The 26,065-nt window shown below is 72.0% G+C and carries 18 protein-coding genes; 11 read left to right on the forward strand and 7 right to left on the reverse strand.

Going from position 1 to position 26,065, the window contains the following annotated elements; genetic code table 11:
* The first annotated feature begins 103 nt into the window (after positions 1 to 103).
* The 7 genes from ACQP1N_RS25940 to ACQP1N_RS25970 all read left to right on the forward strand — a co-directional run bounded on the left by ACQP1N_RS25940 (position 104) and on the right by ACQP1N_RS25970 (position 10,571).
* Complete coding sequence (locus ACQP1N_RS25940) at positions 104 to 1,099, forward strand: beta-ketoacyl-ACP synthase III (protein ID WP_433227217.1); 996 nt, start codon at positions 104 to 106, stop codon at positions 1,097 to 1,099.
* A gap of 40 nt (positions 1,100 to 1,139) precedes the next feature.
* Complete coding sequence (locus tag ACQP1N_RS25945) at positions 1,140 to 1,400, forward strand: acyl carrier protein (RefSeq protein WP_067793674.1); 261 nt, start codon at positions 1,140 to 1,142, stop codon at positions 1,398 to 1,400.
* A 32-nt stretch (positions 1,401 to 1,432) separates the two neighbouring features.
* Positions 1,433 to 2,290, forward strand: coding sequence for a (3R)-3-[(carboxymethyl)amino]fatty acid oxygenase/decarboxylase (gene scoE / locus ACQP1N_RS25950; protein WP_433227219.1), 858 nt, complete (start codon positions 1,433 to 1,435; stop codon positions 2,288 to 2,290).
* Positions 2,291 to 2,410: 120 nt separating this feature from the next.
* A complete protein-coding gene (locus ACQP1N_RS25955) occupies positions 2,411 to 2,902 on the forward strand; it encodes an FcoT family thioesterase (RefSeq protein WP_433227221.1) in 492 nt (163 codons plus the stop codon).
* Between the two features lie 104 nt (positions 2,903 to 3,006).
* Positions 3,007 to 4,587: a long-chain-fatty-acid--CoA ligase gene (locus tag ACQP1N_RS25960; RefSeq protein ID WP_433227223.1), complete on the forward strand. Its 1,581-nt coding sequence runs from the start codon at positions 3,007 to 3,009 to the stop codon at positions 4,585 to 4,587.
* 12 nt (positions 4,588 to 4,599) lie between these two features.
* Entirely contained in the window at positions 4,600 to 9,333 is a 4,734-nt protein-coding gene (locus ACQP1N_RS25965) for an amino acid adenylation domain-containing protein (RefSeq protein ID WP_433227225.1), read from the forward strand.
* Positions 9,330 to 10,571 (forward strand): MFS transporter, encoded by a 1,242-nt coding sequence (locus tag ACQP1N_RS25970; RefSeq protein ID WP_433227227.1) that lies wholly within the window; start codon positions 9,330 to 9,332, stop codon positions 10,569 to 10,571. Before ACQP1N_RS25965 ends, ACQP1N_RS25970 begins: the two co-directional genes overlap by 4 nt.
* A 75-nt stretch (positions 10,572 to 10,646) precedes the next feature.
* Here ACQP1N_RS25970 and ACQP1N_RS25975 read toward each other — a convergent pair whose 3' ends face one another.
* The 4 genes from ACQP1N_RS25975 to ACQP1N_RS25990 all read right to left on the reverse strand — a co-directional run bounded on the left by ACQP1N_RS25975 (position 10,647) and on the right by ACQP1N_RS25990 (position 15,696).
* Positions 10,647 to 12,074 carry a GntP family permease gene (locus tag ACQP1N_RS25975; RefSeq protein ID WP_067793679.1) on the reverse strand — a complete coding sequence of 476 codons (1,428 nt, stop codon included), beginning with the start codon at positions 12,072 to 12,074 and terminating at the stop codon, positions 10,647 to 10,649.
* A 75-nt stretch (positions 12,075 to 12,149) separates the two neighbouring features.
* On the reverse strand, positions 12,150 to 13,277 hold the full coding sequence (locus ACQP1N_RS25980) for a glycerate kinase (protein ID WP_067793680.1): 1,128 nt from the start codon (positions 13,275 to 13,277) through the stop codon (positions 12,150 to 12,152).
* A gap of 163 nt (positions 13,278 to 13,440) precedes the next feature.
* Entirely contained in the window at positions 13,441 to 14,520 is a 1,080-nt protein-coding gene (locus ACQP1N_RS25985; protein ID WP_433227228.1) for a CdaR family transcriptional regulator, read from the reverse strand.
* Positions 14,521 to 14,709: 189 nt separating this feature from the next.
* Positions 14,710 to 15,696, reverse strand: a complete 987-nt coding sequence (locus tag ACQP1N_RS25990) for a patatin-like phospholipase family protein (RefSeq protein WP_165488372.1) — start codon at positions 15,694 to 15,696, stop codon at positions 14,710 to 14,712.
* A 276-nt stretch (positions 15,697 to 15,972) separates the two neighbouring features.
* Between ACQP1N_RS25990 and ACQP1N_RS25995 the strand changes: the two genes are divergently transcribed.
* From ACQP1N_RS25995 to ACQP1N_RS26005, 3 genes are all read left to right on the forward strand, one after another.
* Positions 15,973 to 16,104 (forward strand): hypothetical protein, encoded by a 132-nt coding sequence (locus ACQP1N_RS25995; RefSeq protein WP_433227230.1) that lies wholly within the window; start codon positions 15,973 to 15,975, stop codon positions 16,102 to 16,104.
* Between the two features lie 129 nt (positions 16,105 to 16,233).
* Positions 16,234 to 17,190: a DUF5954 family protein gene (locus ACQP1N_RS26000; protein ID WP_131732594.1), complete on the forward strand. Its 957-nt coding sequence runs from the start codon at positions 16,234 to 16,236 to the stop codon at positions 17,188 to 17,190.
* A 348-nt stretch (positions 17,191 to 17,538) separates the two neighbouring features.
* Positions 17,539 to 19,479 (forward strand): ATP-binding protein, encoded by a 1,941-nt coding sequence (locus ACQP1N_RS26005; RefSeq protein ID WP_433227232.1) that lies wholly within the window; start codon positions 17,539 to 17,541, stop codon positions 19,477 to 19,479.
* Here the strand turns inward: ACQP1N_RS26005 and ACQP1N_RS26010 are convergent.
* Genes ACQP1N_RS26010 through ACQP1N_RS26020 form a run of 3 tightly spaced genes read right to left on the reverse strand, consistent with a single transcriptional unit; the run spans position 19,424 to position 22,357 of the window.
* Positions 19,424 to 19,939 carry a hypothetical protein gene (locus ACQP1N_RS26010; protein ID WP_433227234.1) on the reverse strand — a complete coding sequence of 172 codons (516 nt, stop codon included), beginning with the start codon at positions 19,937 to 19,939 and terminating at the stop codon, positions 19,424 to 19,426. The genes ACQP1N_RS26005 and ACQP1N_RS26010 overlap by 56 nt on opposite strands.
* Positions 19,939 to 21,180 (reverse strand): hypothetical protein, encoded by a 1,242-nt coding sequence (locus ACQP1N_RS26015; RefSeq protein WP_433227236.1) that lies wholly within the window; start codon positions 21,178 to 21,180, stop codon positions 19,939 to 19,941. The genes ACQP1N_RS26010 and ACQP1N_RS26015 overlap by 1 nt, the downstream gene beginning before the upstream one ends.
* Position 21,181: 1 nt before the next feature.
* On the reverse strand, positions 21,182 to 22,357 hold the full coding sequence (locus ACQP1N_RS26020; protein WP_433227238.1) for a hypothetical protein: 1,176 nt from the start codon (positions 22,355 to 22,357) through the stop codon (positions 21,182 to 21,184).
* A gap of 254 nt (positions 22,358 to 22,611) precedes the next feature.
* Here ACQP1N_RS26020 and ACQP1N_RS26025 point away from each other — a divergent pair, with 254 nt between their 5' ends.
* The gene (locus ACQP1N_RS26025) at positions 22,612 to 25,743 is read left to right on the forward strand and encodes a tetratricopeptide repeat protein (RefSeq protein ID WP_433227240.1); all 3,132 of its coding nucleotides are present in this window, start codon (positions 22,612 to 22,614) and stop codon (positions 25,741 to 25,743) included.
* Positions 25,744 to 26,065 lie beyond the last annotated feature (322 nt).

Raw genomic sequence — 26,065 nt, forward strand, 5'->3', positions numbered from 1 at the left:
GATCGAGCAAGATTCGCGTGATCCGGGAACCTTCCAACCGGGGAAACGAAGCCGCGAACGGGCGGCGGTGTTGTGCGGGGTGGGCGCCTATATTCCGCCGTCCGTGGTCACGAACGCGGACCTGACCGTCCGTTTCGATACCTCGGACGAGTGGATCCGGACTCGGACGGGCATCGTCAAGCGGCATGTCGTGGACCGGGGAACGGCCACCTCCGATCTCGCCGAACGCGCGGGAGCCGCAGCGCTCAAGGCGGCGGGCGTGCGGACCGTGGACGCGGTCGTCCTCGCCACGACCACGCCCGATCACCCCTGCCCGGGAACCGCTCCCATGGTCGCCGAGCGGCTCGGGATGAGCGGCACGCCCGCATACGATGTCAACGCCGTCTGTTCCGGCTTCGTCTACGGCATGGCCACCGCCGCCGGCCTCATCGCGGCGGGAGTGGCCGACGATCTGCTGCTGATAGGCGCGGACTCCTTCACCACACTGCTCAATCCCCATGATCGCGACACCGTCACGATCTTCGGAGACGGAGCCGGCGCGGTGGTGCTGCGCTCCGGTGGGCCCGATGAGCCGGGGGCGGTACACGCATTCGATCTGGGCAGCGACGGTGCTCTCGCCGACCTCATCATGGTGCCGGCGGGCGGCTCCCGGCGCCCGCCGCGCGCCATGGCGCACGGCGCCGACGACGCTCGGAGCAGCGCATACGACGATGCCTGGTTCTCCATGCAGGGCAGGGCCGTCTACCGGCACGCGGTCCGCCGGATGACCGGCTCCTCAAGGACCGCACTGCGCCGGGCCGGCTGGACGGCTGATGACGTGGATCTGTTCGTCGGCCATCAGGCCAACGTCCGCATCCTGCAAGCCGTGGCGGGCGAGTTGGGGATTCCGGACGACCGCGTCTGCGTCAACGTCGATCAGGTGGGCAACACCGCCGCCGCCTCGATCCCTCTCGCCCTGGCGCACGCGGTCTCGTCCGGTCGGCTGCGAGAAGGCGACAAGGTCCTGCTCACGGCATTCGGTGGCGGTGCAACGTGGGGATCGTGCGCGCTGACGTGGCCGAAGACCGATCCCCCGTCCGAAGGCCCGACGTCCTTCTGAGACCTGTCACATCCAGGCGCCGACCCCGGAGGGGACCGACGTGGACAAGAACCATGTGCTTTCGATCGTGACCAAGCTGATCCGCCGGGAGGCCCCGGAGATAACCGCCCCCATCCCGCCGGCGGCGAGTTTCGAGGCGCTCGGCGTGGACTCGATGACGGTAATGGACATCGTCACGACCGTGGAAAACGAACTCGGCATCCAGATCCCCGACGACGAACTGGCCCTGCTCTCAACCGTCGAGGTGCTGGTGGATCTGGCGCTCGCGGAGCTGCCGGCGGAGCGCCCCTCCACCACTTGAACCGTTCCAAACGTCCGCCCGAAGGAGCGATCTTGATCATCGAAGCGCAAGAGGGAAAGAAGCTCGGCATGGTGGTCCGGGGGTTCACCGCCGGCACCGCGTCCGACGACGACATCGCGCGGCTCAAGGAGATCGTCTACCGCGAGAAGATCCTTCTGCTGAAGGGCCAGGATCTGAGCCCCCGGGCGTTTCTCGAACTGGGCCGCCGGTTCGGGCGTCCCGAGCCCTATTACCAGCCCATGTATCACCACCCGGAGGTCAGGGAAGTCTTCGTCTCCTCCAACATCGAGGAGCAGGGGCAGCAGATCGGTGTTCCGAAGACGGGGAAGTTCTGGCACTCCGACTACCAGTTCATGCCGCGGCCGTTCGACATCACGCTGATCTACCCGCAGGTCGTCCCGTCGAAGAACCGCGGCACGTACTTCATCAACATGGCCCAGGCGTACGAACGCCTGAGCGACGATCTGCAGAAGGCCGTCGAGGGCACACGGGCGCGGCACAGCGTGCGGCGCTACTTCAAGATCCGCCCTTCGGACGTCTACCGCCCGCTGTCGGAGGTCGAGGCGGAGGTGGAGAAGGAGACGCCCCCCTCGACCCATCCGACGGTGCTCACCCACCGGTTCACCGGCGAGCGGGTGCTCTATGTCAGCGAAGGCTTCACCTATGCCGTCGAGAACGGCGATGGCGCGGCGCGCCCCGACCTGCTTCAGGATCTTTTCGCGGCCACCGGGCAGCTCGACCTGACCTTCGAACACGACAACATCCATCTGCAGACCTTCGACAAGGGAGACATGCTGATCTGGGACAACCAGAGCCTCGTGCATCGTGCGCTGCACACCGCCACCCCGGAACCCGCCGTTTCCCATCGCGTGACCGTCTATGACGACTGAGCAGGGCGGTTCCCCGCGGCCCGTACCTGGAGCCGCGACGAAGCGGGGGCGTACAGAATGACGACACTGACCCATTCGATATACGGCGGAGACGTCGACCACGACTGTGATCACGTCATCTTGACCGAGGCACTTCGCTGCTACAAACCGCATTGCCGATACGTCACCTCGATCACCACCCGGGTGCGCGACGGCCGGCTGTCGGCAATCGCGGAGCTGCGGATCCCCGAATCCTGCTATATCGATGACACCGGCCACCTCAACGCGGTAGAGGTCAACATCTGCTACAACCAGATGCTCTACTACGTCATCGCCAAGTGCATCAAGGAGGGGCTGGTCCCGGAGTTCGGCGGCTGGACACTGCCGGACTACTGGAAGCGTCGGCTCGGCGCGGTCCTGATCGTGCGGCTGCAGAGCGCCTTCCAGCGGCCCATCGATCCGCGGCATTTCTTCGGCGAGTTCTCGCTCGGCCGCGTCCGAAGATTCCGGCCGCCCGGGCGGGCAGCCGGGGGAGACGAGAAATTGATCTCCATGGACACGTCCTTCCACTACTGGGATGAGAACAACGGCCGCTGCACGGGTCAGGTCAAGGTCTCGGTGATCGAGTCCTGACGCCCGGACCGGCGCTGCCGCCCGAAGGCTTCGAGACCCGCGGCGGTCTGGAGCCTTCGGGCGGGTCGAAGGGAGATTCCGTGTACTTCCCGCAATTGCGGACAGTGACGAACGCCATCGAATTTCATGCCGGGCGCATCCCCGATCATCCGGCGATCGTATGCGCGGGCCGGCGGTTCAGCTATGCCCGGCTATATCGAGAAGCCTGCCGGATCGCCCATGGCCTCCGCGCCGAGGGGCTGGGGACCCGCGCACGCGTCGCCTATCTGGGGCAGGAGTCCGTCCACTATTACGAGGCGTTCTTCGGGTGCGCGTTGAGCGGAACCGTCCTGGTTCCCATCAACTGGCGGCTGACCCCGGTCGAAGTCGAGCACATTCTGCGCGATTCCGGCAGCGAACTGCTGTTCGTCGACCGCGCCCTGCTGAGAACGGCCGGCAAGGTCGCGGCCGCGTCTCCGCAACTGCGCACGGTGGTGGTCTTGGACGGCACCGCCGGCGGCCGGGACGAAGACGCCGAGCAGGGCTTCGGCGGCGTCCAGGACTTCGGCGCCTGGAAGGCGGCGCAACCGGAGGGCGCTCCAGAAACCGTCACCGGTTCCGAGGATCCGATCGTGCAGCTCTACACGAGCGGCACGACAGGACTGCCCAAGGGTGTCGTGCTGGCGCAGCGCAGTCTTTTCAAGATCCGGGACGCGCTGGCCGAGGAGGGGCTGGACTGGATCGACTGGCGCCCCGGGGACGTGAGCCTGATCGGGATCCCCGGCTTTCACGTCGGCGGGATCTGGTGGGCGATGCAGGGGTTCAGCGCCGGTGTCACCAACGTGGCCATGCCGCGCTTCGACAGCAGGCGCGCGGTCGGTCTCATCCGGGATCTGGGCGTCACCACCGCGTGCATGGTCCCGTCCATGCTCCGGCTGCTCCTGGGAGAGCCGGCCGGCGGCCCGGACGCCTTCCGCGCGCTACGCAAGATCGTTTATGGCGGCTCCCCGATCTCCGAGACGCTGCTGGCCGAGTGTCTGGAGGTCTTCGGCTGCGAGATGGCCCAGATCTACGGCCTCACCGAGACCGGCAACACCGCGGTCTGCCTCCCGCCGGCCGATCACGTCCCGGGCAACCCGCGGATGCGCGCCGCCGGCCGCCCCTACCCCGGCGTCCAGCTCAAGATCATCGACTCCGGCGGGGCCCCGGTTCCCACGGGAACGGTCGGTGAGGTCTGCCTGAACAGTCCCGCGAACATGCTGGAGTACTGGCGGCGGCCGGAGGCCACGGCCGAGACGCTGGTCGACGGGTGGATCCACACCGGGGACGCGGGCTATCTCGACGCGGACGGCTACCTGTTCATCCAGGACCGGATCAAGGACCTCATCATCGTCACCGGGGAGAACATCTATCCCGCGGAGATCGAGAACGTCCTGGTCAAGCATCCCGCCGTCGCCGACGCGGCGGTCGTGGGCGTGCCCGACGACCGCTTCGGCGAGGCGGTGCACGCCTTCGTCGCGCTGCGTCCCGGCGCTCAGGCGGGGCCGCGGGACATGCTGGAGTTCCTGCGGGACAGGATCGCCAGTTTCAAGATCCCCAGCCGATTCGAGTTCGTCGACCGGGTGCCGCGCAATCCCAGCGGAAAGATCCTGCGCCGCGAGCTGCGCGACCGGCACTGGCGCGGCCGTGACCGCAGGGTGAACTGAGAAGGGTGGATCGTGGCTCAGAGCATGGACGCGGCGGACCTGCGTCGCGACGTGGCGGAACTGCTCTACCTGTCGCCGGACGAGCTCGCCGAAGATCAGGACCTGTTCGCCATGGGCCTCGATTCGGTCCGGCTGCTGGCACTCGTCGAACGCTGGCGCGAACACGGGGTGGACGTCAGCCTCATCGACCTGGCCGAGCGCCCCACCCTCGCGGCATGGTCGCGGCTGATCACCGGAACCCGGAGGGAGGCAGGCCGGGAACCCGACCGGGGCGGCGACGCGCGGTGGCCGCTGACCGAGGCCCAGCTGGGAATCTGGACGGGCCAGCAACTCGATCCGGCCAGCCCGGTCTACAACACGGCGGAGTACGCCGAGATCCGCGGGCCCGTGGAGGCGCCGGTCTTCGAGGCGGCGGTCCGCCGCGTGGTGGGTGAGACCGAGGCGTTGAGCGCCGGTCTCACCGCCGATGACGAGGGACGGCCGTGGCTGGTGCCGGGCGAGGCTCCGGCCTGGCCGTTTCACGTGCTGGATCTCAGCGGCGAAGGCGACCCGATGGCCGCGGCGCGGGCATGGATGAACGAGGACGTGGCCACGCCGATCGACCTGACCGCGGATTCCCTCTTCGGCCATGCCCTCCTGAAACTCGCCCCTGACAGGTACGTCTGGTACCACCGGGTGCATCACATCGCGCTCGACGGCTTCGGCCTGGCGCTCGTCGCCCGGCGGGTCGCGGCCGTCTACACGGCCCTGGCCGGTAGAGAGCCCCCCGGCGAGGCGGACTTCGGTTCCCTGCGCGCCGTGGTCGAGGAGGACGCCGCCTACCAGTCGTCGAGCCGGCGGGAACTCGACCGCGCGCACTGGCTGGAGCGCTGTTCCGGCGCACCGGAGCCGGTGACGCTCGCCGGCCGGCCGGCCAAGCAGTCGGCGACCTTCCTGCGCACGGTCTTCGACATCGCCCCGGCCACCGCGGAGAGCATGCGCACCCTGGCCCATGCGGCCTCGGTGGCCTGGTCCGATGTGTTCCTCGCGGCCTGCGCGGCCTACACCCACCGCTTGACGGGCGCGCGGGAGGTGGCGCTGGGCCTGCCGGTCATGGGCAGGCTCGCGTCGGCATCGCTGCGCGTGCCGGGCATGGTGCTCAACATCGTTCCCCTGCGCGTGCCGGTGGATCCCCAGGCCGGCCTGCGGGAACTCGCCGCGGCGGTCGCCTCCCGCATACGGGAGGACCGGCCGCATCACCGCTACAGGTACGAGCATCTCCGGCAGGACCTGGGGCTCAGCGGTGAACGGGGCAGGCTCTACGGCCCGGCCGTGAACATCATGCCGTTCGACTACGGCCTGGATTTCGCCGGCAACCGGGCCACCGTCCACAACGTTTCCGCAGGACCGGTGGAGGACGTCTCCATCAACGTCTACGACCGGGCGGACGGCACCGGCCTGCGGATCGCCATGGACGGCAATCCCGCATGCCTCGACGAAGCGGAACTGGCCGCGCACGGCAGTCGGCTGCTGGCGTTCTTGGGCTCTGCTCTCGCCGAGCCGGAGCGTCCGCTCCGCGATCTGGACCTCCTCCTGGCCGATGAACGGCACCGGTTGCTGGTGGAGTGGAACGACACCGCACGGGATGTGCCGCCCGAGACCGTCACGGAACTGTTCGAGCGGCAGGCCGCCCTCACCCCCGAGGCGATCGCTCTGGTCTGCGGTGAGGTCGCGCTCTCCTACCGGGAGCTCAACACGCGAGCGAACCGGCTGGCCCGTCTGCTCGTCGAGTACGGCGCGGGGCCGGAGCAGTACGTCGCCCTGCTGCTGCCCCGTTCGGCGGAACTCGTGATCGCGGTCCTCGCCGTCCTGAAGGCCGGAGCCGCCTATCTCCCCCTCGATCCCGGGCTCCCCGCGCGGCGGCTGCGCTACATGCTCGACGACGCCCGGCCCGCGCTGTTGCTCGCGCCCCGGGACATGGCCTCGGACGTGGCGGAGCCGGACGCCGTGCGCACGGTACTCCTGGACGACCCAGCGGTCAGGGCGGCCCTCGACGGCCGCGCCTCCCGTCGCCCCTGTTCCGCCCGCCCGGAACTCGACCTCACCGATGAGGATCGACGCGCCCCGCTGCGTCCGGCCGGTCCCGCTTATCTCATCTACACCTCGGGCTCGACCGGGCGTCCCAAGGGAGTGGTCGTTCAGCATGACGGTCTGAGCAGCCTCTACCACCACCACCGCCGGGAGATCTATCTCCGGGAGACCGCCGCGGCGGGAGCGGACCGCGTCCGGGCCGCGCTCACGGCGCCCCTGTCGTTCGACACCTCATGGGAGGGCCTGTTCTGGATGGTCGCGGGGCACGAGCTGCATCTCATCGAGGACGAGGTGCGGCGGGACCCGGAAGCGATGGTGCGCTATGCCGCCGACCACGCCATCGGTTTCCTGGACGTGACGCCGTCGTACGCCGAGGAGCTCATCGCGGCGGGCCTGCTCACGCCGGGGCGCCGGGCGCCGAAGGTGGTCGCGCTCGGCGGGGAGGCCGTCGGCAGAGCCCTGTGGGATCGGCTGCGCTCCACGCCGGGGACCGTGGGATACAACCTGTACGGCCCCACGGAGTGCACCATCGACACACTCTGGTGCCGCCTGGAGGAAAGCACCACGCCCATCGTGGGCAGGCCGGTCGCCAACACGCGCGCCCACGTGCTGGACGCCTCCCTGCGCCTGCTTCCGCCGGGTGCCGCCGGCGAGCTGTACCTGTCCGGGATCGCGCTCGCCCGCGGCTATCACGGCAGGCCGGAGCTGACCGCCGGCCGGTTCGTCGCCGATCCCTACGGCCCGCCGGGCTCAAGGATGTACCGGACGGGGGATCTGGCCCGCAGGCGGTTCGACGGAACCCTCGAATATCTCGGCCGCGCCGACGAGCAGGTGCAGATCCGGGGGTTCCGCGTCGAACCCGGCGAGATCGAGGCCGTCCTCCTGGAGCATCCCGGCGTTTCCCAGGCCGCCGTCGTGGTGCGGGAGGACACGCCGGGTCTCGCCCGCCTGGTCGCCTACACGGCTTCCACGGACGACCTGGATCCGGCGGCGCTGCGCGCCCATGCGGCCGACCGGCTCCCGAGCTACATGGTGCCGGCGGCGTTCGTGAACCTGCCCAAACTGCCGCTGAACGCCAACGGCAAACTCGACCGCAAGGCCCTGCCGAAGCCGGACCACGCTCTCGACACGCCCAGACGACGCCCCCGCACACCCCTGGAACAGCGTCTGTGCGAACTGTTCGCGGAGACCTTGGGGCTCGCCGAAATCGGCATCGACGACGACTTCTTCGACATGGGCGGTCACTCGTTGCTGGTGACCCGCCTGGCGGGCCGAATCCGGCGGGAACTGGGCGTCGACCTCCGCGCCGGGGCGGTGTTCGACAGACCCACCGCCTGCCGCCTGGCAGAACTGCTGGCCGACGGGCGTACCGAGGCGGAACCTCCCGTCCCCGCGGATCTGGAGGCCGAAGCCGTCCTCGATCCCGCCATCAGGGCCGGCGGCACGACGCCCGGCGGCCCCCTCGCGGCGGGCGGCGTACAACGCGTCCTGCTGACCGGGGCGACCGGCTTCCTCGGCGCCTTCCTGCTCCACGAACTCCTCGAACGGACAACGGCCGAGGTCTGGTGCCTGGTACGCGCGGCGACCCCGGGCGAGGCCCGCGAGAGGATTCACCGGGCGCTCCGGCACTACCGCCTGACGGACGCTCCCGCGGCCCCGAACCGGATCATCGCGGTGCCGGGCGACCTGGAACGCCCACGGCTCGGCCTCGACGAGCCGGCCTTCGAGCGGATGGCCGAGCAGATCGACGTCATCGTGCACAACGGCGCCACGGTGAACCACCTCGCCCCCTACTCGCGCCTCAAGGCGGCGAACGTCGCCGGCACCCAGGAGATCCTGCGGCTCGCCGCCTCCACCCGGACAAAGCCCGTGCATCACCTGTCCACCTGCGACGTCGCGGCCGACGCGAACGGCGGCCCGCGGACGCTGCCCGAGGACCGGCTCGCTCCCGCCCCGGCCGTGCTGCCCAACGGCTACGTGGCCAGCAAGTGGGTGGCGGAGCGGCTGGTGCGGGCGGCGCGCGACCGCGGCCTGCCCACCTCGATCTACCGGCCGAGCCGGGTCGGCGGCCACAGCCGCACCGGGGCCGGGGGAACCGAGGACGCGCTCTGGAACCTCATCCGCGCAATGATCGTGCTCGGCGCCGTCCCCGCCGAGTTCATGGCGGACACGGCCTTCACCGTCGACCTCGTCCCCGCCGACTATGTGGCCGGCGCCGTGGTCCATCTGGCGCTGCGGGCGCCCGGCGGCCGCAGCTACCACCTGACCCATCCGCGGCCGGCGAGCATCGCGGCGGTCGTCGGCCGGCTCCGGGATCTCGGGTACGACCTGCCGCCCGTCTCACGACGGGAGTGGGATCGCAGGCTCGCCGAAAGCGCCGAGCGGGGAGCGCTTGCGGGTGACTACTCCCTGGCCCGAGCCTCGCTGACCAGCGCGAACTTCGGCGGGGCGCCACCGCGACGTCATTTCGTCCGCGCCAATGTGCGCAACGGCCTGGCCGGATCCGACATAACCTGTCCCCCGATCGACGGCATGCTCCTGGGGCGGTACGTCGACTTTTTCGTGGAATCGGGATTCCTTCCGCCCGCCCCGAAGGCCCCCGGCGAGGCGCATGCCCCATCCGACGGGCGGACGACCGGCGACACCGGCGCGTCCGAGGGGCAGTCCCCCGCATGACGAGCAGGACGGGCTCCGCGGAAGACGCCGTCGACGCCGGTGATGCGCGCCGGCGCGCGGTGCGCGCCTGGGTGACCATCGTCGCGCTGTCGTTCGGCTCGTTCCTGTTCGTGACCTCTGAGACGTTGCCGATCGGGCTGCTTTCGGAACTGTCGGCCGATCTGCGGGTCAGCGAAAGCGCGGCCGGGCAGCTGGTGACGGCCTACGCGTTCTGCGTCGCCGTCGGCGCCCTCCCGCTGACGATGCTGCTGTCTCCCCTGAACCGCCGATCGTCGCTGCCGGCCGTGCTGACGGTCTTCGTCGTGGGCACCGCCCTGTCGGCATGGTCGCCGGGCTTCGAGTTCCTGCTGCTGGCCCGCACGGTGGTCGCGATGGCCCAGGCGGCGTTCTGGGCCCTGGCGGTCTCCCTCGCCGCGCGGCTGGCGCCGTCCGGCCGGCAGGGGAAGGCGATCGCCCTGGTGTACGCCGGCATCTCCTTCGCCCAGCTTCTCGGCGTACCGGGAGCAGCCGCCCTCGGTCACTGGCTGGGCTGGCGCAACGCGGTGCTGGTCCTGGCGCTGGCCGGGCTGCTGACACTGCTGGTGCTGGCCGTGAACACTCCTCCGCTGGACGGGCGGTCCGCCGTCAGGCCACGGCAGGTGGCCGGGCTGGCAGCGCGGGGCCGCGTCAGCGCGGCGGTCGTCGCCATGGGGGTCTCCTTCACGGGAGCCTATGTGGCCTTCACTTATCTCAGCCCGCTCCTCCAGCGCATCGGCGGCGTCGAGGCCGGCATGATCTCCCTGTTCCTGCTCCTCTTCGGGATCGCGGGCGTCGCAGGCAACGCGCTGGCCGGGATGCTGGTGGACCGGCGGCTGAACTGGGCGATCTTCCTGGCCGTGGGCGGCCTGTTCGGCACGCTCGCGCTCTTCGGCCTGGCCGCGCGGTGGCTGCCCGTCGCCGTCATCTCGGTCGCCCTGTGGGGGCTGTGCGGATCGGCCATGCCGACGACCTTCACGGCATGGGCCCTCCGGCTCGCACCGGCCGACCATGAGGCGATGACCGCGCTCCTGGTGATCGCCGTGAACGCCGGCCTCGGTACCGGCGCCCTCCTCGGCGGCCGGATCCTGGCGGGGCCGGGCGCACACGCGGTCGTCTGGGGGGCCACCGCGCTGCTCGGGACAGCGCTCGTCGCCGTGACGCTCGTGATGCGGTGTGAAAGAACGCCGGGGGGCCGCTCTGCCGCGGGGCCGCATGATTGACGGTTCCCCGCCGCTGCTCACCGAACACCGGGCCGGTTCCTCATGCCCGGTGTTCGGTGAGCAGCGGCGGGCGGATCAGAGCAGGAACACGCCCATGCCGAGGACCACCGCTATCGCCACGAGGCCCTGCACGAGGGTCGCCGCGGTCTGGGCACGGTAGGCCGTCGAGATGCTCATGCCGGAGAACTGGGTGACGACCCAGAAGTAGGAGTCGTTGACGTGGCTGACCACCATGGCGCCCGCACCGATCGCCATGACCGCGAGGACCTGGCCCATGGGAATCCCGCCGAGCATGGTGTCCAGGCCGAGCGCCGGCAGCAGGGGCTGCGCCAGCGTGGAGGTGATGATGAGCGAGGCGGTGGTGCTGCCCTGCGCGGTCTTCAGCAGCGCGGCCAGCGCGAACAGCACCAGGAGCGCGAGGGGCCCGGCGACCGAGGAGCCGTCGCCGATGAGGCTCTTGACGTAGTCCGCGATGGGCGTCTCCTTGATCACCGAACCGAACGCGCCGCCCGCTCCGGTGATCACCAGGATGATGGCGGCGTCCGACAGGCCCTCGCCCACCCAGGTCGTCAGCGTCTGCGCGTCCCAGCGCGCCGGCAGCAGGGCCAGGGCGAGGACGACACCGATCAGCAGGGCGTTGACCGGCGAGCCGAGATCGGTGAGGACGTCGCCCAGCATGCCGCTCACCAGAGTGCCGTCACCGGAGGGGAACGCCGCGACCGACCCGATCGCCATCAGCACGATCGGCACCACGATCGGCGTGAGCGCGCGGCCGAGACCGGGGATGCGCTCGAACTGGGCCTTGTACTCCTCGAACGTTTCCTCGGCCTTGTCCAGGCCGCTCTCCAGGTGCGCTGTGCGACGCAGCGCCCAGACAAGGCCGGCGCCGGCCGCGGCCAGCGAGACCGGGATGCCGAACAGGATCACCCAGATCAGGCCGTTCGCGCCGATCCCGATGTTCCCGGCGGCGGCGATCGGGCCCGGTGTCGGGGGCACGAAGGTGTGCGAGGCGTACAGGCCGGTGGCGAGCGCGGTGCCGAGGACGACCGGGTTCTTGCCGGTCTTGCGGGCGATCGACCGCTGCAGCGGCGAAAGGACCACATAGCCCGAGTCGCAGAAGACCGGGATCGAGACGACCCAGCCCATCAGCGACATCGCGATCGCCGGATGCCGGCGGCCGACGAGCTTGAGCACCGCGTCGGCCAGCGTGACGGCGGCGCCGGTGCGCTCCAGCACCTTGCCGATCACCGTCCCGAAGACGATCACCAGCCCGATGCTCTTCAGGATGGTCCCGAATCCCTCGGCGATCGTCCCCCCGAGGTCGTCGACATAGGGCTTGTCGGATCCGGCGATGGCCCCGATGCCCATCGCCGCCAGCCCGAACGCGTAGGTGGACAGGACGATCGCCAGGAACGGGTGCAGCTTGAACCGGCCGCTCAGCAGGATGATCAGGCCGATGCTCGCGGCGAGCGCGAGCAGCAGGAAGGGACCGGAGGTTTCCATGGGTCTCCTTGACTTTCGTCAACCGGGGGTGGGGATGGCGCTGCCGCTCGGGACGGCACGCACCGTTGGGGCCGGTCAGGACGTGCGCAAGCGCACGACGTGCCCGGCGAGATCGGCCAGCAGGGGACCGGCCGAGCCGATCAGCTCATCGAGTGTCCGAGGGCCGTCGGCGATGCTGAACGCGGCGGTCAGCCCGAGGTCGTACAGGTCGTCCAGCGGGGGCAGGACGGAGCCCGCGAGCGCCACGACCGGCAGGCCGCGCCGCCGGGCCAGCTCGGCGACCACGGACACGACCTTGCCGCCCGCGCTCTGGCCGTCCAGCCGCCCCTCCCCGGTGATCACCAGATCGGCGTCCGCCAGCGCCGCCGGCAGTTCGACCAGGTCGGCGACCAGGACGGCGCCGCGGGCGGGTTCGCCCCCCAGCGCGGCGACCAGGCCCCCGCAGGTGCCGCCGGCCGCACCGGCTCCGGGCAGGTCGTGGACCCGGACGCCGTAGTGGTCCGCCAGGACGTCGGCGAACCGGGCGAGTGCGGCGTCCAGCTCCCGCACCTGGCCCGGGGTCGCGCCCTTCTGCGGCCCGAACACCGTGGCCGCACCGGACGGCCCGATGAACGGATTGGTGACATCGCAGGCGACGCGGAACCGGGTCCGGCGCACCGCGTCCGGGATCCCGGAGTCGTCGATCGCGGCCACCTCGGCGAGCGCGCCGCCTCCGGGCGGCAGCGCCACGCCGTCCGCGTCGAGGAACCGCATCCCCAGCGCGCGCAGCAGACCGGACCCGCCATCGGTGGTCGCGCTGCCGCCGAGGCAGACCAGCACGTCGCGGGCACCGCGCCCGATGGCGTCGGCGATCAGCTCACCGGTCCCGTAGGTGTCGGCCCGCGTCGCCGCCCGCTCCCCCTCGGCCAGCAGCGGCAGCCCGGACGCCGCCGCCAGCTCCACCACCGCCGACCGCCCGTCATCGGCGATCGCGTACCGGGCCTCGACCGGCCTTCCCAGCGGGTCCGCGACCGTGCGGACGATCTCGGAGCCGCCGCGGGCGCGCAGGAAGCAGTCCACCGTGCCCTCACCGCCGTCGGCCATCGGCACCGCGGTCACCGTCGCGCCGGAGACCGCGCTGTGGACGCCCGATTCCACGGCCGCGCAGACGGCGGCCGCGCTGAGGCAGCCCTTGAACGAGTCGGGTGCGACGACGATGCGCACGGGTCGTCCTCCTATGGTCTTCGCTGGTCACAATGGGTGTGGGGAGACCATAGGAGCGGCGGGCCGGGCCGATCATCGGCTGGACGACCAAAGTCCGCCCGGTGCGGGGCCCGCATTTTTGTGCGGGCCGCCAACCGTCCCGCCGGGAGGCGCGGGACGATCGTCAGCGAAGGTCCGACAGGTACAGCGCGACCCGGAGCACGACCGCGTCCTCGAATCTGCGCGGATCCCGCCCGGTCAGCTCGGTGATCCGGCCGAGCCGGTAGATCAGGGTGTTGCGGTGCACGTTCAGCTCCCGCGCGGCCTCGGTGGCATGCCGGTCGTGGGCGAAGTAGGCCGCCAGGGTCCGGCGCAGTTCGCCCGGCAGCCGCCCGAGGATGCGGTCCACGGCCGCACCGCCCACCTCGCGCGGGACCTCGGCCAGCAGGACGCTCACCTCCTCCTCGGGCAGGGTCGTCTCCGGCGGCAGCGTCCGGCGCCGCAGCGCGAGCCGGCCGAGCCGCACCTTCTCCAGCAACGCGTCGAAGTCGGTGGCGACACCGGCGTTCAGGAGACATGCGCCGGGCAGGTCCTGGCGCAGCTCCAGCAGCGGCCCGCGCAACGACGTGGCCGCCGGCGCCCCGGCGACCGCCCACAGGGTCCCGGTGACGTCGGGCGCCGCCAGCACCTGTTCCGCGGGGCGCCCCAGCTGCCGGTAGAGCAGGTCGGCGGCCCCCATCACCTCGGGGGAGGTCTCGTGTCCCAGGCGGAGCGCGAACACCGAGTACGGGGCCGCCGGCCGCACCCCGGCGAGGCGCAGGCGCTGCTGCCACTGCGCGGCGGTGAGGCGGCCCGCGAGAAGGTCGGCGACGATCTGGACGCGGGCGCGGGCGCGCCACTCGGCCTCGGCCCGCATCGCCTGCTGGGTGATCATCAGCTCGGTCATCAGGGCGACGGCGCCGGCCATGTCCCCGACCTCGTCGGGTTCCCCCGTCACGCCCACCACACCGACGATCTCCGCGCCGATCCGGACCGGCAGGTTGACCCCGGCGCGGGTTCCTCGCATGCGGCGGGCCTCGGCGCCGGTCACCGCGAGCGGCGTCCTGCTGCGCAGCACCTGCACCGCGCCGTCGTGCGTCTCCCCGATCCGGCTCCGGTCCCCGCTGGCGATGATCACGCCCTTGCCGTCCATCAGGTTGACGTTCCGGCCCAGCCTCCGCATGATCTCGTCCACGATCGCCTGGGCGTCGGCGCTGACGATCACGACACCATCCTCAACGGCTCCCGCCACAGGTGACCCCCAGTCCGGCATCCTGCCCGCCGACCAGCCCGATGGAGGCAGGCTAGTGTCCCGATGCCGGCGGAGCGGGTGCTACGCGGTGATCCGGTGAGCCGTTCGCGGCGGACGATGCCCCCGATGGCGAGACTCCGCCGGGTGGGCGGGCGCGGCGCTTCACCGGCGCGGTTGGCGGTGGGAGCGGTATCCGGCCAGGTAGTCGGGGTGGCTCCAGCGGTCCAGGAAACGCGCGGCGGCCTCGCGGCCGGCGGCGTAGAGGCGGTCGCGGGTCTGCGCGTCGAGATCGAAGTCGGTCGCCAGGACACCGTCGGTGCGGGCGAACATCGTGCGGGCCACGATGGACGGCTCGTCCATCTGCACCCGGTCGGGCGCCTCCGCCATCGTCGAGACCAGCGCCCGCCCATACCCGACGGGGCCGCGGACGGCGCGCCACTGGCGGAACACGCCGTCGGACGCCGGAGGCCCGGACAGCTTCACGCCGAACGTCGGCCAGCGGGGCTCGCGGTCCTCCCGGTCGAAGATGGTGATCGGGTAGTTGGACAGCATTCCGCCGTCCACCTGCACGCATCTGCGGCCGTCCTTGCGGCATATGCGGCGCGGGCGGAAGAAGACCGGGATGGACGCCGAGGCGCGCACGGCGTCGGCCACGGACTGGTCGTCGGCGTTCAGGCCGTAACGGTGGTACTCCCATGGCAGGCGCACCATGCGCCCGCTGCTGATGTCCGAGACGACGACCACCAATGCGTACGAATGCTCGGGCGGCAGCGCGGAATCCGGGTCGTGCAGTTTGAGCTGCCCGAACGTCTCGACACCGCATTCGCGGAGCCGCGCGGAGATCCAGCGGTGCAGGGCGTCGCCCTTGTGCAGGCCGAGGGTGGTGAGGAGCGACAGGCCGCGGACGACCGCGAACCGGGATCCGTCCTGGAAGGAGCGGTAGTCCAGCGCGCGCATCACCCGGACCATCTCGGGGACCGGCATGCCGGCCGCGAGGAGCGCCCCGACGATCGCGCCCGCGGACGTGCCGGCGATACGGGCGGGCGCACCCATCCGGTAGCCCCGCGCCTCCATTTCCGCGATCGCGCCGACCAGCGCGATTCCCTTTACTCCCCCGCCTTCCAGGACGAGGTCCGCACAGCCGTTCATGGTCATTTCACCTCCGCCGATGGCGCACGGTTATTCGGCAGAGGAACGAGACGACCCCCAGGCATATGTTCCGCTTGCCTTCCTACTAGATGCCCACTGCACGCCCACGGCAAAAGACCTGCCGGAAAATTCTGACGGCCGGGATGGAGATCCACTATCACGAGTGGCCGGAGTAAACGGAAAATCATCCGCCGGGGGCACGTTCCGGCGCTCTCGGGCGGCCTGGGCACGCGGCGCCGGGGCGGCCACGACGGCCGGTGGATCGAGGCGACCGGCGTGTCCCGGCTCGTGCTCGCACGCGGCGCACCGCGCCTCGTACGGGCTCGTGCGCTGGACGGGGATCGCCGGCCGCCGAGGGCGGACGTGGACGCGGGCGGACTCAACCGCGACATCACGCTGGACGAGTGACCACAATCGGACCGCACAAAAAAACCATCCGCAATAAAGGCGAATAAGTCGGGGCAAGGTGGACGGGTCCCGCAGGTGAATGAAGGAAAAGCCGTGCGCGGGATCGGGCTCTGCGGCCAAGATGCGGGCATGACCTTCGCGTTGATGCGCGGGTACGACCACATCAACGTGGCGTCCTGCCCCGATCCGGTCGCGGCGGTCCGCGACCGGGAACTCGCCGAGCGGATTCTGCGCTATCCAAAGATCTTCCCCACCGGATCCCCCGATTTCGGTCACGCGGTGCAATTCGGAGAAGAATGGCGTATCGGGTCACTGGGGGCGGACGACCCGTCCTCGGCCCGGTACGGCCTCGCCATGGACCTGCGGACGGCCGCCGCCGGCGAGCCGGACCCGGCCACCGCCGAGGCGATGCTGAGGGCGGCCGCCCGGCTCGACCCGGAGGACGGCGAGCAGCTCGCCAAGGACGAGTGGGAGATCGGCGACCGCCGGTACCGGATCATCCGGGTCACGAAGTACATCCAGTGCGGGGACCGGGTACTGGAGCCGCCCCGGTCGACCGACGCCGGCCTCGCCGGGGACGGCCTGCTGCGCGGCCACCTGATCGACCCGTCGGCGCCGTGCGGGCGGTGGGAGGCGCAACTGCGGCTGAACCTCGTCGGTTTCCTGGCGGTCGCCGAGGACGTTCCCGGCATCGTCCGGACCGAGGCGCGGCACGCGCTCCAGGCGCACCCCGGCGTCGTGCTGCTTCCGCCGACGTTCATGGTGGTGGAACTCGACGGCGACTCCTGGGGGCCGCTCGTCTGCGGGGACGATCCCGACGACGCCCGCAAGCGGCTGGCGCGGCACTTCACCGGCCTGCTGCCCCGGATGCGGAAGCTCCATGGCGATCCCCCGTCCGCCGAGGAGTGCGCCGAGTGGACGGCGATGGCGGAGGGGATTTTGGCCACGCCCGGCCACTCGTTCAGCGTCCGGGGCCGCGAGTTCCGCACCGTCCGGGTGTCGCGCATGCTGCGCCTCGGCCGCGACGGCCCGGAGGCGTCCCGCCCGTCCGACCAGGAGCGCTACGACCTCACGACGGGCCGCTGAAACATTCCCTTTCCCGGTGACGGGCAATAACTGACACCCTTATTTGACCAACTTCGTCACAAGTATCCGCTCTTATTTCGCATGCCCGGCGCGGGTAGGTTGAGAGGTGAATCAGGGCGTGTTCTGCGCCCGCCACCGTATCGATGGAATGGATGGATCGTGCAGTCTCCCGACGAACGGGACGGGTGGATCAATGAACTGTCCGGGACGATAGCAGGATCCAGCGTCCAGGCCAGGTCCATTGCGGGAGGCGTACATATCAACATGCCGCGGCAGCCGCCGCTTCCCGCCCCCGCACAACTCCCGGCGCCCGGCCTGTTCGTCGATCGCCGCGGTGAATTGGCGGAATTGCAGACACTCACGGAACGGACGGGGCTCGTGGTGCTCACGGGACCGGCGGGCATCGGAAAGACCACCCTCGCGCTGCACTGGCTGCACCGGCTGAAGGACGGCTTCGAAGGCCAGCTCTTCGTCGACCTGCGCGGGTTCTCCGGGACCGGGCCGCTCCCGCCGGACGAGCCGCTGGAACGTTTCCTGCGGGCGCTCGGGACCGGCGCGGAGAGCATCCCGCCCGGCGCCGACGAGCAGGCCGCGCTGTTCCGGTCGATGACCACCGGGCGCCGGCTGATCGTCATGCTCGACAACGCGGTCTCGGCGGCGCAGGTCCGGCCGCTGCTGCCCGGGGCGGGGGCGTCGCTGGTCGTGGTGACCTCGCGGCTGCGGCTGTCCGGGCTGGTGCTGGACGGGGCGCGTTTCCTGGACGTCCCGCCGCTCGGGGAGCCGGGAGCGCTGGAGCTGCTGGAGCACCTGGTCGGCCCCGACCGGATCGGGGCGGAGCGCGAGCACGCCCTGGCCCTGGTGGCGCTGTGCGGGACGCTGCCGCTCGCGATCTGCGCGTCCGGCGCCCGCCTCGCCGCCAGGCGGCGCTGGCCGATCGCCCGCGCGGTGGCCGAACTCGACGATGAGGCGCGCAGGCTCGCGGCCCTGCGCACCGGGGAAGGGGACATTTCGGTGGACGCCGTGTTCAACGCCTCCTATCAGGCGCTCGCCGACGCCCATGCGCGGGCCTACCGGCTGCTCGGCGTCCATCCGGGACCCGACTTCGACCTCGGCGCGGCGGCGTCCCTCCTCGAAACCGGCGAGGAGCGGGCCGGGGAGCTGGTGCACGCCCTGGTGGACGCGAGCCTGCTGCTGGAGGATGCGGACGAGCGCTACCGGTTCCACGATCTGGTCCGGCTGCACGCGCGCGACAAGGCCGCGCATCCGCGGTTCGAGGCCGATCGAAGACCGGCGCTCACCCGGCTGGCCGACCGGTACCTCAGCACCGCCGTCGCCGCGGACCTCGTCCTGATGCCGGGGCGGTGGCGGCTCGGCGACCGGCACACGACCGTGCGCGGGGCGGACGTGTTCGACGGCCGGCCGGCGGCGCTGGCCTGGCTCGACCGGGAGCGCGACAACCTGACGGCGGTGGTGCGGGAGGCCCACGGCACCGGGCTGCACGCCGTCGCCTGGCAGTTGTGCGAGGCGATGTGGCCGCTGTTCCTGCAGCGCAAGCACTACGCGTCGTGGATCAGGACGTACGAGCTGGGGCTCGCCGCCGCCGAGAGCGACGCCGACCCGCGCGCCCAGGCGCGGATGCTGGAGGGGCTCGGCGTGGCCCATCTCAACCTGGAGGACTTCGGCACGGCCCGCGAACGGTACGAGGCCGCGCTCGTCCTGGAGCGGCGGTCCGGTCACCGGCTGGGCGAGGCGGCGGCGCTGGAGGGGCTCGGCAGCGTCGCGCTCGGCGGCGGCGACCTGTCCCGGGCGATCGACCTGTTCGGCGCGGCGCGGGACGTGCACGCCGCGCTCGGCCGTCCGCGCGGGGTGGCGCTGATGGAACGGCACCTCGGCGACGCGCTCAGCGCGGCAGGCCGGCACGCCGAGGCGGACGCCGCGCTGTCCGGCGTCCTGGAGACGTTCAGGCACCTCGATGAGCCGTACCACCTGGCGCGCACCCTGACGTGCCTGGGACGGGCCCGGCTGCGGGCGGGACGTCTGGACGAGGCCGCCGCCGCCCTGCGGGAGTCCCTCCGCGTCGCGCACCACACCGGCGCGCCCCACGTGGAGGCGGGCGCGCTGGACGAACTGGCCCGCGTGGCGGCGCGGCGGGGCGACCCGGACGGCGAGCGCCACCACCTGGAGCAGGCGCTCGCCATCTACACCCGGCTGGGCTCCCCGCAGGCGGCGCCGGTCAGGGAACGGCTCGCCGCGGCCAGTCCCGCGCCGTCTCCCGATCCTGGACCCTGACCCGGGCCACCGTGTTCGCCCGGACGAGGGTGAGCCGGGTGAACGCGGTGAGCGGGTGTCCCGCCACCAGCCAGGCGTGCACGGCCGACGCGTACGCCGCCGCGTCGTCGTCCGCGCACGTCCCGCCGAGGACGGGGACGAGCCGCACCGCGCGGTCGCCGGCCGCCACCAGGCATCCCCGCCGGGTGTTCACCGCGATGACGAGGCATCCCGGATGGTCCGCCCGGAGCCGGGCCGGTTCCCCGCCGCGGCGGACGATCACGTCCGCGCAGGAGAGCCGGGCCCGGGACGTCTCCTCGACGCCGGCCACGAGATGCTCGTCGCACGGTGTCCGGGCCGGGCCGCCGGCGGCGGACGGCGAGCGCCACAGCACCAGAACCCGGCCGCCGACCAGCACGCGTTCCGTGCCCGGCGGGGCGGGGTCGCCGGGGTCGTCCCAGACCCGCACCAGCGTGATCATCACGCCGCCCGCAGGTCGCGGGGTGCCGCGCACGGCGCCGGGACGGGTTCCACGTCCGGCGGGTGCTCCCGGTCCGGCAGCCGCATCAGCCGGTACATCTCCGCGCGGATCAGCCGGGCCGCCTCCCCCGGGCGGGAGCTGAGGTCGTCCCGGACGGCGTCGTGCACCCGCGGGGTGAAGGCGTGCGCGGCGTCGTCGAGCTGGGGGACCAGCGGCCGGTCCCAGTCGACGTGCGGGGCCAGCGCGCCGAGCCGCGCGGGATGCGAGCCGGGCGCCACGCTGTCCTCCGGGAACGCGCCGAGCAGCACCGGGACCCCCAGCGCGGCGGCGTAGCAGGTCACCGAGCCGTGGTCGCCGATCACCCGGTCGGCGGCCACCAGCGCGGCCCGCCATCCCTCCTCGGGAGGCAGCAGCCGGACGCCGAGCCGCAGCGCGTCGGCGTGCCACGCCCTTATCTGGCGCCTGCCGTACCAGGTCCAGATGTGCGGGTGCAGCGCGGCGACGACCTGGTACCTCTCGCGCGGCAGCCCGGCCGCCACGCGCAGCGCCAGGTCGGGGCGGCGGCCGAGCAGCGAGTCCCGGTCCCAGGTGGAGCTGAGCACGACGAGCCGCCGTCCGGGCCGGACGCCGAGCGCCCGCCGGTACACCTCCCGGTGGGGCAGGCTCGCCACCAGCCGGTCCAGGCAGGGGTCGCCGCCGACGAACGCCACCGGCAGCGCCTCGGGGCACTCGCGGGCGAGCGTCTCCAGGTGCCGGTCGTGCGCGAGGACGAGCGAGGACGGCACGACCCGCCCCGCGGCGACGAGCCGTTCCCTGATCAGCCCGGTGACGGGGCGGGCGGCGGGCGGCCCGGCACCGCGGAGCCGGGCGAGCAGCTTGCCGGGGCCGGCGCCGTGCGCGACCGTCAGCACCGGGCCGTGCAGGTTCTCCAGCATGCCGTGGCTCGCCGCCACGATGAGGTCGAACCGCGTGGCGGCGGCCTGCCGCCAGGGCAGCACGAGGCCGCCGAGGTCGCGCAGATGCGCGTCCAGCCCGCCGGTGAAGGCCGAGGCGGGGGCGGCCGTGTACGCGACGGCGACCCGCCGGTCGCTTTCCAGCAGCGGCATGACGTCCGCCAGCCGCGTCGCCGCCGTCAGATGGTGCGCGACGGCGAGGACCGTGCGCGGTGCGGGCACGGTCGCGCCCCGGTCGGCGTCCAGCCCGAACGGGCCCCGCACCCACGCGTCCGCTGAGCAGTGCATCTCAGCCTCCCCGGCACGCGTTCGCCGGCCGTGCGGCCGGGCTGGGGAGGCGGAACGGCGGTGAGACCGGGTCCGCGACGGGGATCGTGGCGGGCTGCGGCAGCCGCAGCAGCCCGTACATCAGCCGGCGCACGGCCCGGTTGAACCGTCCCGGCTCGGAGGTGATCCGCGCGACGACCGGCCGGACGCGGTCCGGCCGCCACCACGCGGCCGCCTCGGTCAGCTGCGGCAGGACGGGACCGGACGGCGCGAGCCGCCCGGCGCAGCGCAGCAGTCCCGGCCGGTCCCCGGCGGTGCGGGCGGCGTCGTCCGGCAGGGGTTCGGTGAGCAGCACCGGGACGCCGGTGATCGTGCCGTACCGGGTGACCGGGCCGGGCGGGCCGAGGATCCAGTCCGCGGCGACGAGGGCCGCGCGCCAGTCGGCGTCCGGCGGCATGAGCCCGAGACCGCCCCGCAGGTGCACGGCCAGGTCCGCGCCGCCGGTGCACGGGCCGGGCCCCGGTTCGGGAACGCCGAGGATGTGGTAGCCGCGCGGCGGCAGCTCGGTGAGCAGCCGGCGCAGGACCTCCCGCCACCGGCAGCGGGCACCGCCGCACGCGGCGGCCTCCGGGAGCGCCACGAGGACGAGCTTGCGATGCCGCCCGACGCCCAGTGCGCGCCGGTAGAAGTCGCGGAGCGGGAGGCTCGCGACAAGACGGTCGTGGGTGGAGTCGCCGACGACGGTGGCCGCCGGCCCGGTGCCGTCCCCCGCCGGCGCGGGACGGTCCGCCGCGTGGGCATAGGTGAACACGACCGGCGCCCCGGCGGGCTCGTCCGCGCCCGGGGCGCGTTCCGGGCCCGTCCCGGGCAGGACGATCAGCGGCGCCCCCACCCGCCCGGAGACCGGGGTCGCGGCGACGGCCAGGCCGAACCCGCCGCCCTCCGCCTCACGCCAGGGCAGCGGCGCGATGCCCGCGTCCCTGAGCAGCGCCTCGACCGCGGCGGCGCGGGCGCCCGGAGCCGCAGTGAAGATCACGTGCAGCCGCGGGTCGGTGCCCGCGAGCCGCGCCACGTCCAGGACGGGCTGCCCGGTGCCGGGCGCGCCCACCATCACCAGCACGGTGCGCCGGTCCCCCAGGCCGCCCCACCAGCCGGGGTCGAACCCGCTCAGGGCCCGACGCCATTCGAAGCCGGTCATCCCCGTCAACGAACCTCCTTTGACCGCGGATGCGAACATCCGTTCCTCCGTCACAGGTCGAAATGACCTATCCCTTCGGATTCGAGTGTCGATCGGGGAACTTGACGAAAACTTGCAATCGTCCTGACTTGCCGAGTAGTGGCGTCCCATGGTGGCCAAGTGAACGGTGACTCGACACTGGCCGATCAGGGCCGGTGATGCAAAAATGCCTTCAGGAGGAGATTGCCGAAGAGAGTCCCACAAAGGCGGCGGCGGTGGAGTTCCGCGTCATAGGTCCCGTTGAGCTGTGGATTGACGGCCGACGGCGCGATCTCGGAACGACCAAGGAACGCTGCGTCCTCGCCGTCCTGCTGCTCAACCCGCGGCAGCCGGTGCCCGCCGAGGCCCTCATCCGGCGGGTCTGGGACGACGCCCCGCCGGCGAAGGCCCGGCAGAGCCTCTACTCCTACATGACGCGGCTGCGGCACCGGCTCGACGGGGTGGACGGCGCCGAGCTGGTCTCCCGGCAGGGCTCCTACCTCATCGACGTCGCGGACGAATCGGTCGACCTGCAGCGGTTCCGGCTGCTGCGCGACCAGGCGCGGGCGATCGCCGAGAGCGGGGACGAGGAGTACGCCCTCGACCACTACCGCAGGGCGGCGGCGCTCTGGCGCGCCGAGCCGCTCGCCGACCTCACCGGGGGCTGGGCGGCGCGTGCCCGGCACACCCTGGAGCAGGAACTGCTCACCGCCGCGTTCGAGCGCATCGACGTGGAGCTGCGCCGCGGCCACCACGCCGACCTGGTGCACGAGCTGTCGGACCTGGCCGAGCGTCATCCGCAGGATCAGCGTCCGGTGGAACGGCTGATGGTGGCGCTCTACCGCTGCGGGCGGCAGGCCGAGGCGCTGGAGGTCTACCGGCGCACCCACGACCTCTTCGTGCAGGAGTCCGGAACCGATCCCGGCCCCGGGCTGCGCGATCTCCAGCAGCGCATACTGCGGACCGATCCGGCGCTGCTGCGGGTGCCCGGCACCCAGCTGAACGTCGACCGGCCCCCGCACAACCTCCCGCACGACTCGCGCGCGTTCGCCGGACGGGACGCGGAGCTCCGGCAGCTCCTGGACATGGTGCCGAGTGCCCGTGAGCCCGGATCGGGGGTGACCGTCATCAGCCTCGACGGGATGCCGGGGGTCGGTAAGACGGCGCTCGCCGTCCGCCTGGCGCACCGGCTCGCCGAGCGGTTCCCGGACGGGCAGATCTTCCTCGAACTGCACGCGCACGACGCCCGGCGCGACCCGGTCGATCCCGCCGAGGCGCTCGACACGCTGCTCCGCATGATCGGGGTGCCGGCGACCCGTGTTCCGCGGACCCTCGGCGAACGCGCCGCGCTGTGGCGGTCCCAGCTGGCCAGCAGCCGCGCGATCCTCGTGCTGGACGACGCCGCCGGGCACGACCAGGTCAGGCCGCTGCTGCCCGCGTCCGCCGGCTGCCTGGTGATCGTGACCAGCCGGCGGCGGCTGACCGGGCTGCACGACTCGTTCCCGCTGTCGCTGGACGTCCTGCCCGTCCGGGACGCCGCGGCCCTGTTCACCGGCATCGCCGGGGCCGGGCGGGCCCGCGGCGGCGCCGACGTCACCGCGGTGGTCGAACGCTGCGGCCGGCTGCCGCTCGCGGTGCTGATGGCGGCGAGCCGGCTGCGGCACCGCCGCGCCTGGGACGTCGGCGACCTGCTCGCCCGGCTGGACGCCGACGACCGGCGGCTGGACGAGCTGCGGGACGAGAGCCGCGAGATCACGGCGGTGTTCGAGGTGTCCTACCGCGGGCTCCCGGCACCGCTGCGGGACGCGTTCCGCGTGTTCGGGCTGCATCCCGGCCCGGACCTGACCGCCCACACCGCCGCGGCGGCGCTCGCCCGTCCCGTCCGGGAGGCCGAGCGGGTGCTGGAGGAACTCCTCGACCGGCATCTGATCACCGAACCCGTCGGGGGCCGCTACCGCTTCCACGACCTGGTGCACGACTACGCCCGGCGCCTCGCCGGCGAACTGGACCCGCCCGACGCGCGGCGCGGGACCGTCCACCGCATCCTGGACTTCTACCTCGCCGCCGCGGACCTCGCGAACCGGCGGCTGTCCAGGTCCGGCGGGACCCCCGCCGGGCGGCCGCCGGCGGACCTGCCGCCGCTGGCGGACGAGGCGGCGGCCGCCGCGTGGTTCTCCGCCGAGCACGACTGCCTGCTGAACGCCGCCGCCGAGGCGGAACGGACCGGCCTGCCCCGGCACGTCACCGGGTTCGCCCGGCTGCTCGCCGGCCACCTGGAGTCGCGGGGGCGCTGGGACGAGGCGGAGCGGCTGCACACCCGCGCGATCGCCGTCCTGCGCACGCAACAGGACCGCCGGGGCCTCGCCCGCGCCCTGGCGGACCGCAGCCTCGTCCGTTTCCGCAGCGGCGAATACGACCTCGCGCTGGAAGACGCCGAAAAGGCATTGATGATCTTCCGGTCGCTCGGTGAACGGCGGGGCGAGGCCGATATTCTCGGGCATATCAGCCTCATCCACTGGCACCGGTCCAGGCTCCCCGAAGCGCTGGCCCGCTGCCGGGAGGCATTGGACATCCGCCGCTCCATCGGCGACCGGCACGGCGAGGCGCGCAGCCTCGACCACGCGGCGATATTCCTGGAGTTCGCCGGCGAATACCGGGAGGCCGAGCGGCTGCGGCTGCGCGCACTCGCCATCTTCACCGAGCTCGACGACCCGCGCGGCCGGACGATGGCGCTCAACAACATGGGTGACCTGGTCCTGCGCATGGGCAACGTCGAGACGGCCGTGGAGTACTACGAGCGGACGGCCGCCGCCGCCGCGGAACTGGGCCGCCAGCACCAGGCCATCGTCCTGATCAACCTGGCGAATGTGAGCCGCCACACGGGCGACCACGAAAAGGCACTGGAGAACTACCGCAAGGCACTCGCCATAGCGATGGAAATAGGCGACCGGAGAAACCAGGTAGAGACCCTGATCGGCATCGGCGCCACGTTCCACGACATCGGCCGCCATGGCGAGGCCCTCATTCACTACGAGCGCGCACTGGCCATTTCCCGAATGATCAGTGAACGCTACGAGGAAACGCTCGCCCTCCGCCATCTGGGCGAGACCCTGGCCGCCTCGGGCCGCTACCCGGCGGCCGTCGACCACTTCCGCCAGGCTCATGATCAAGCCGCTCGGATCGGTGTCCCCTACGAGCTGGCCAAGGCCCTGGAGGGCCTCGGAGCCGCGTTACTCCACGTCCAGGGCAGGGACAAGGCCCGCGCCTGCTGGCAGCAGGCCGTCCGCGTGTTCGATTCCATCGGCCTCCCAGAAGCCGAGACCCTCCGAACCCGCCTACGCGAACTGGACAAGGCCACCGGAACCTAGTCGCGTTTGCGCTATTCTGCCCTCTTCACGACGGGCACGGCTTCTATCCCAAGCCGTTGAGAGTTGCAGCCCGGCGAAAGTCTCATTTCTGACACGAAGCGCCGCGGTCTGCATATACGCGGCACATCGGACTCTCCGCCATCGATAGGTTCTTCACCAGATTCCGGGAGATCCCGGTTCGTAACGTATGAAAGAGATGTCGATGACGAAGCGTTTCCTCACCGTGGTCGCAGTGGCCGCCGCATGCCTGGCGCTGAACGTCGCGCAGGCGAGTGCAGCGGTTCTGGTCCACATGACCTAGGTGGAACGTTCGAGGGCCGGG

This window comes from Actinomadura formosensis, assembly GCF_050948385.1.
Lineage (GTDB): Bacteria > Actinomycetota > Actinomycetes > Streptosporangiales > Streptosporangiaceae > Spirillospora > Spirillospora formosensis.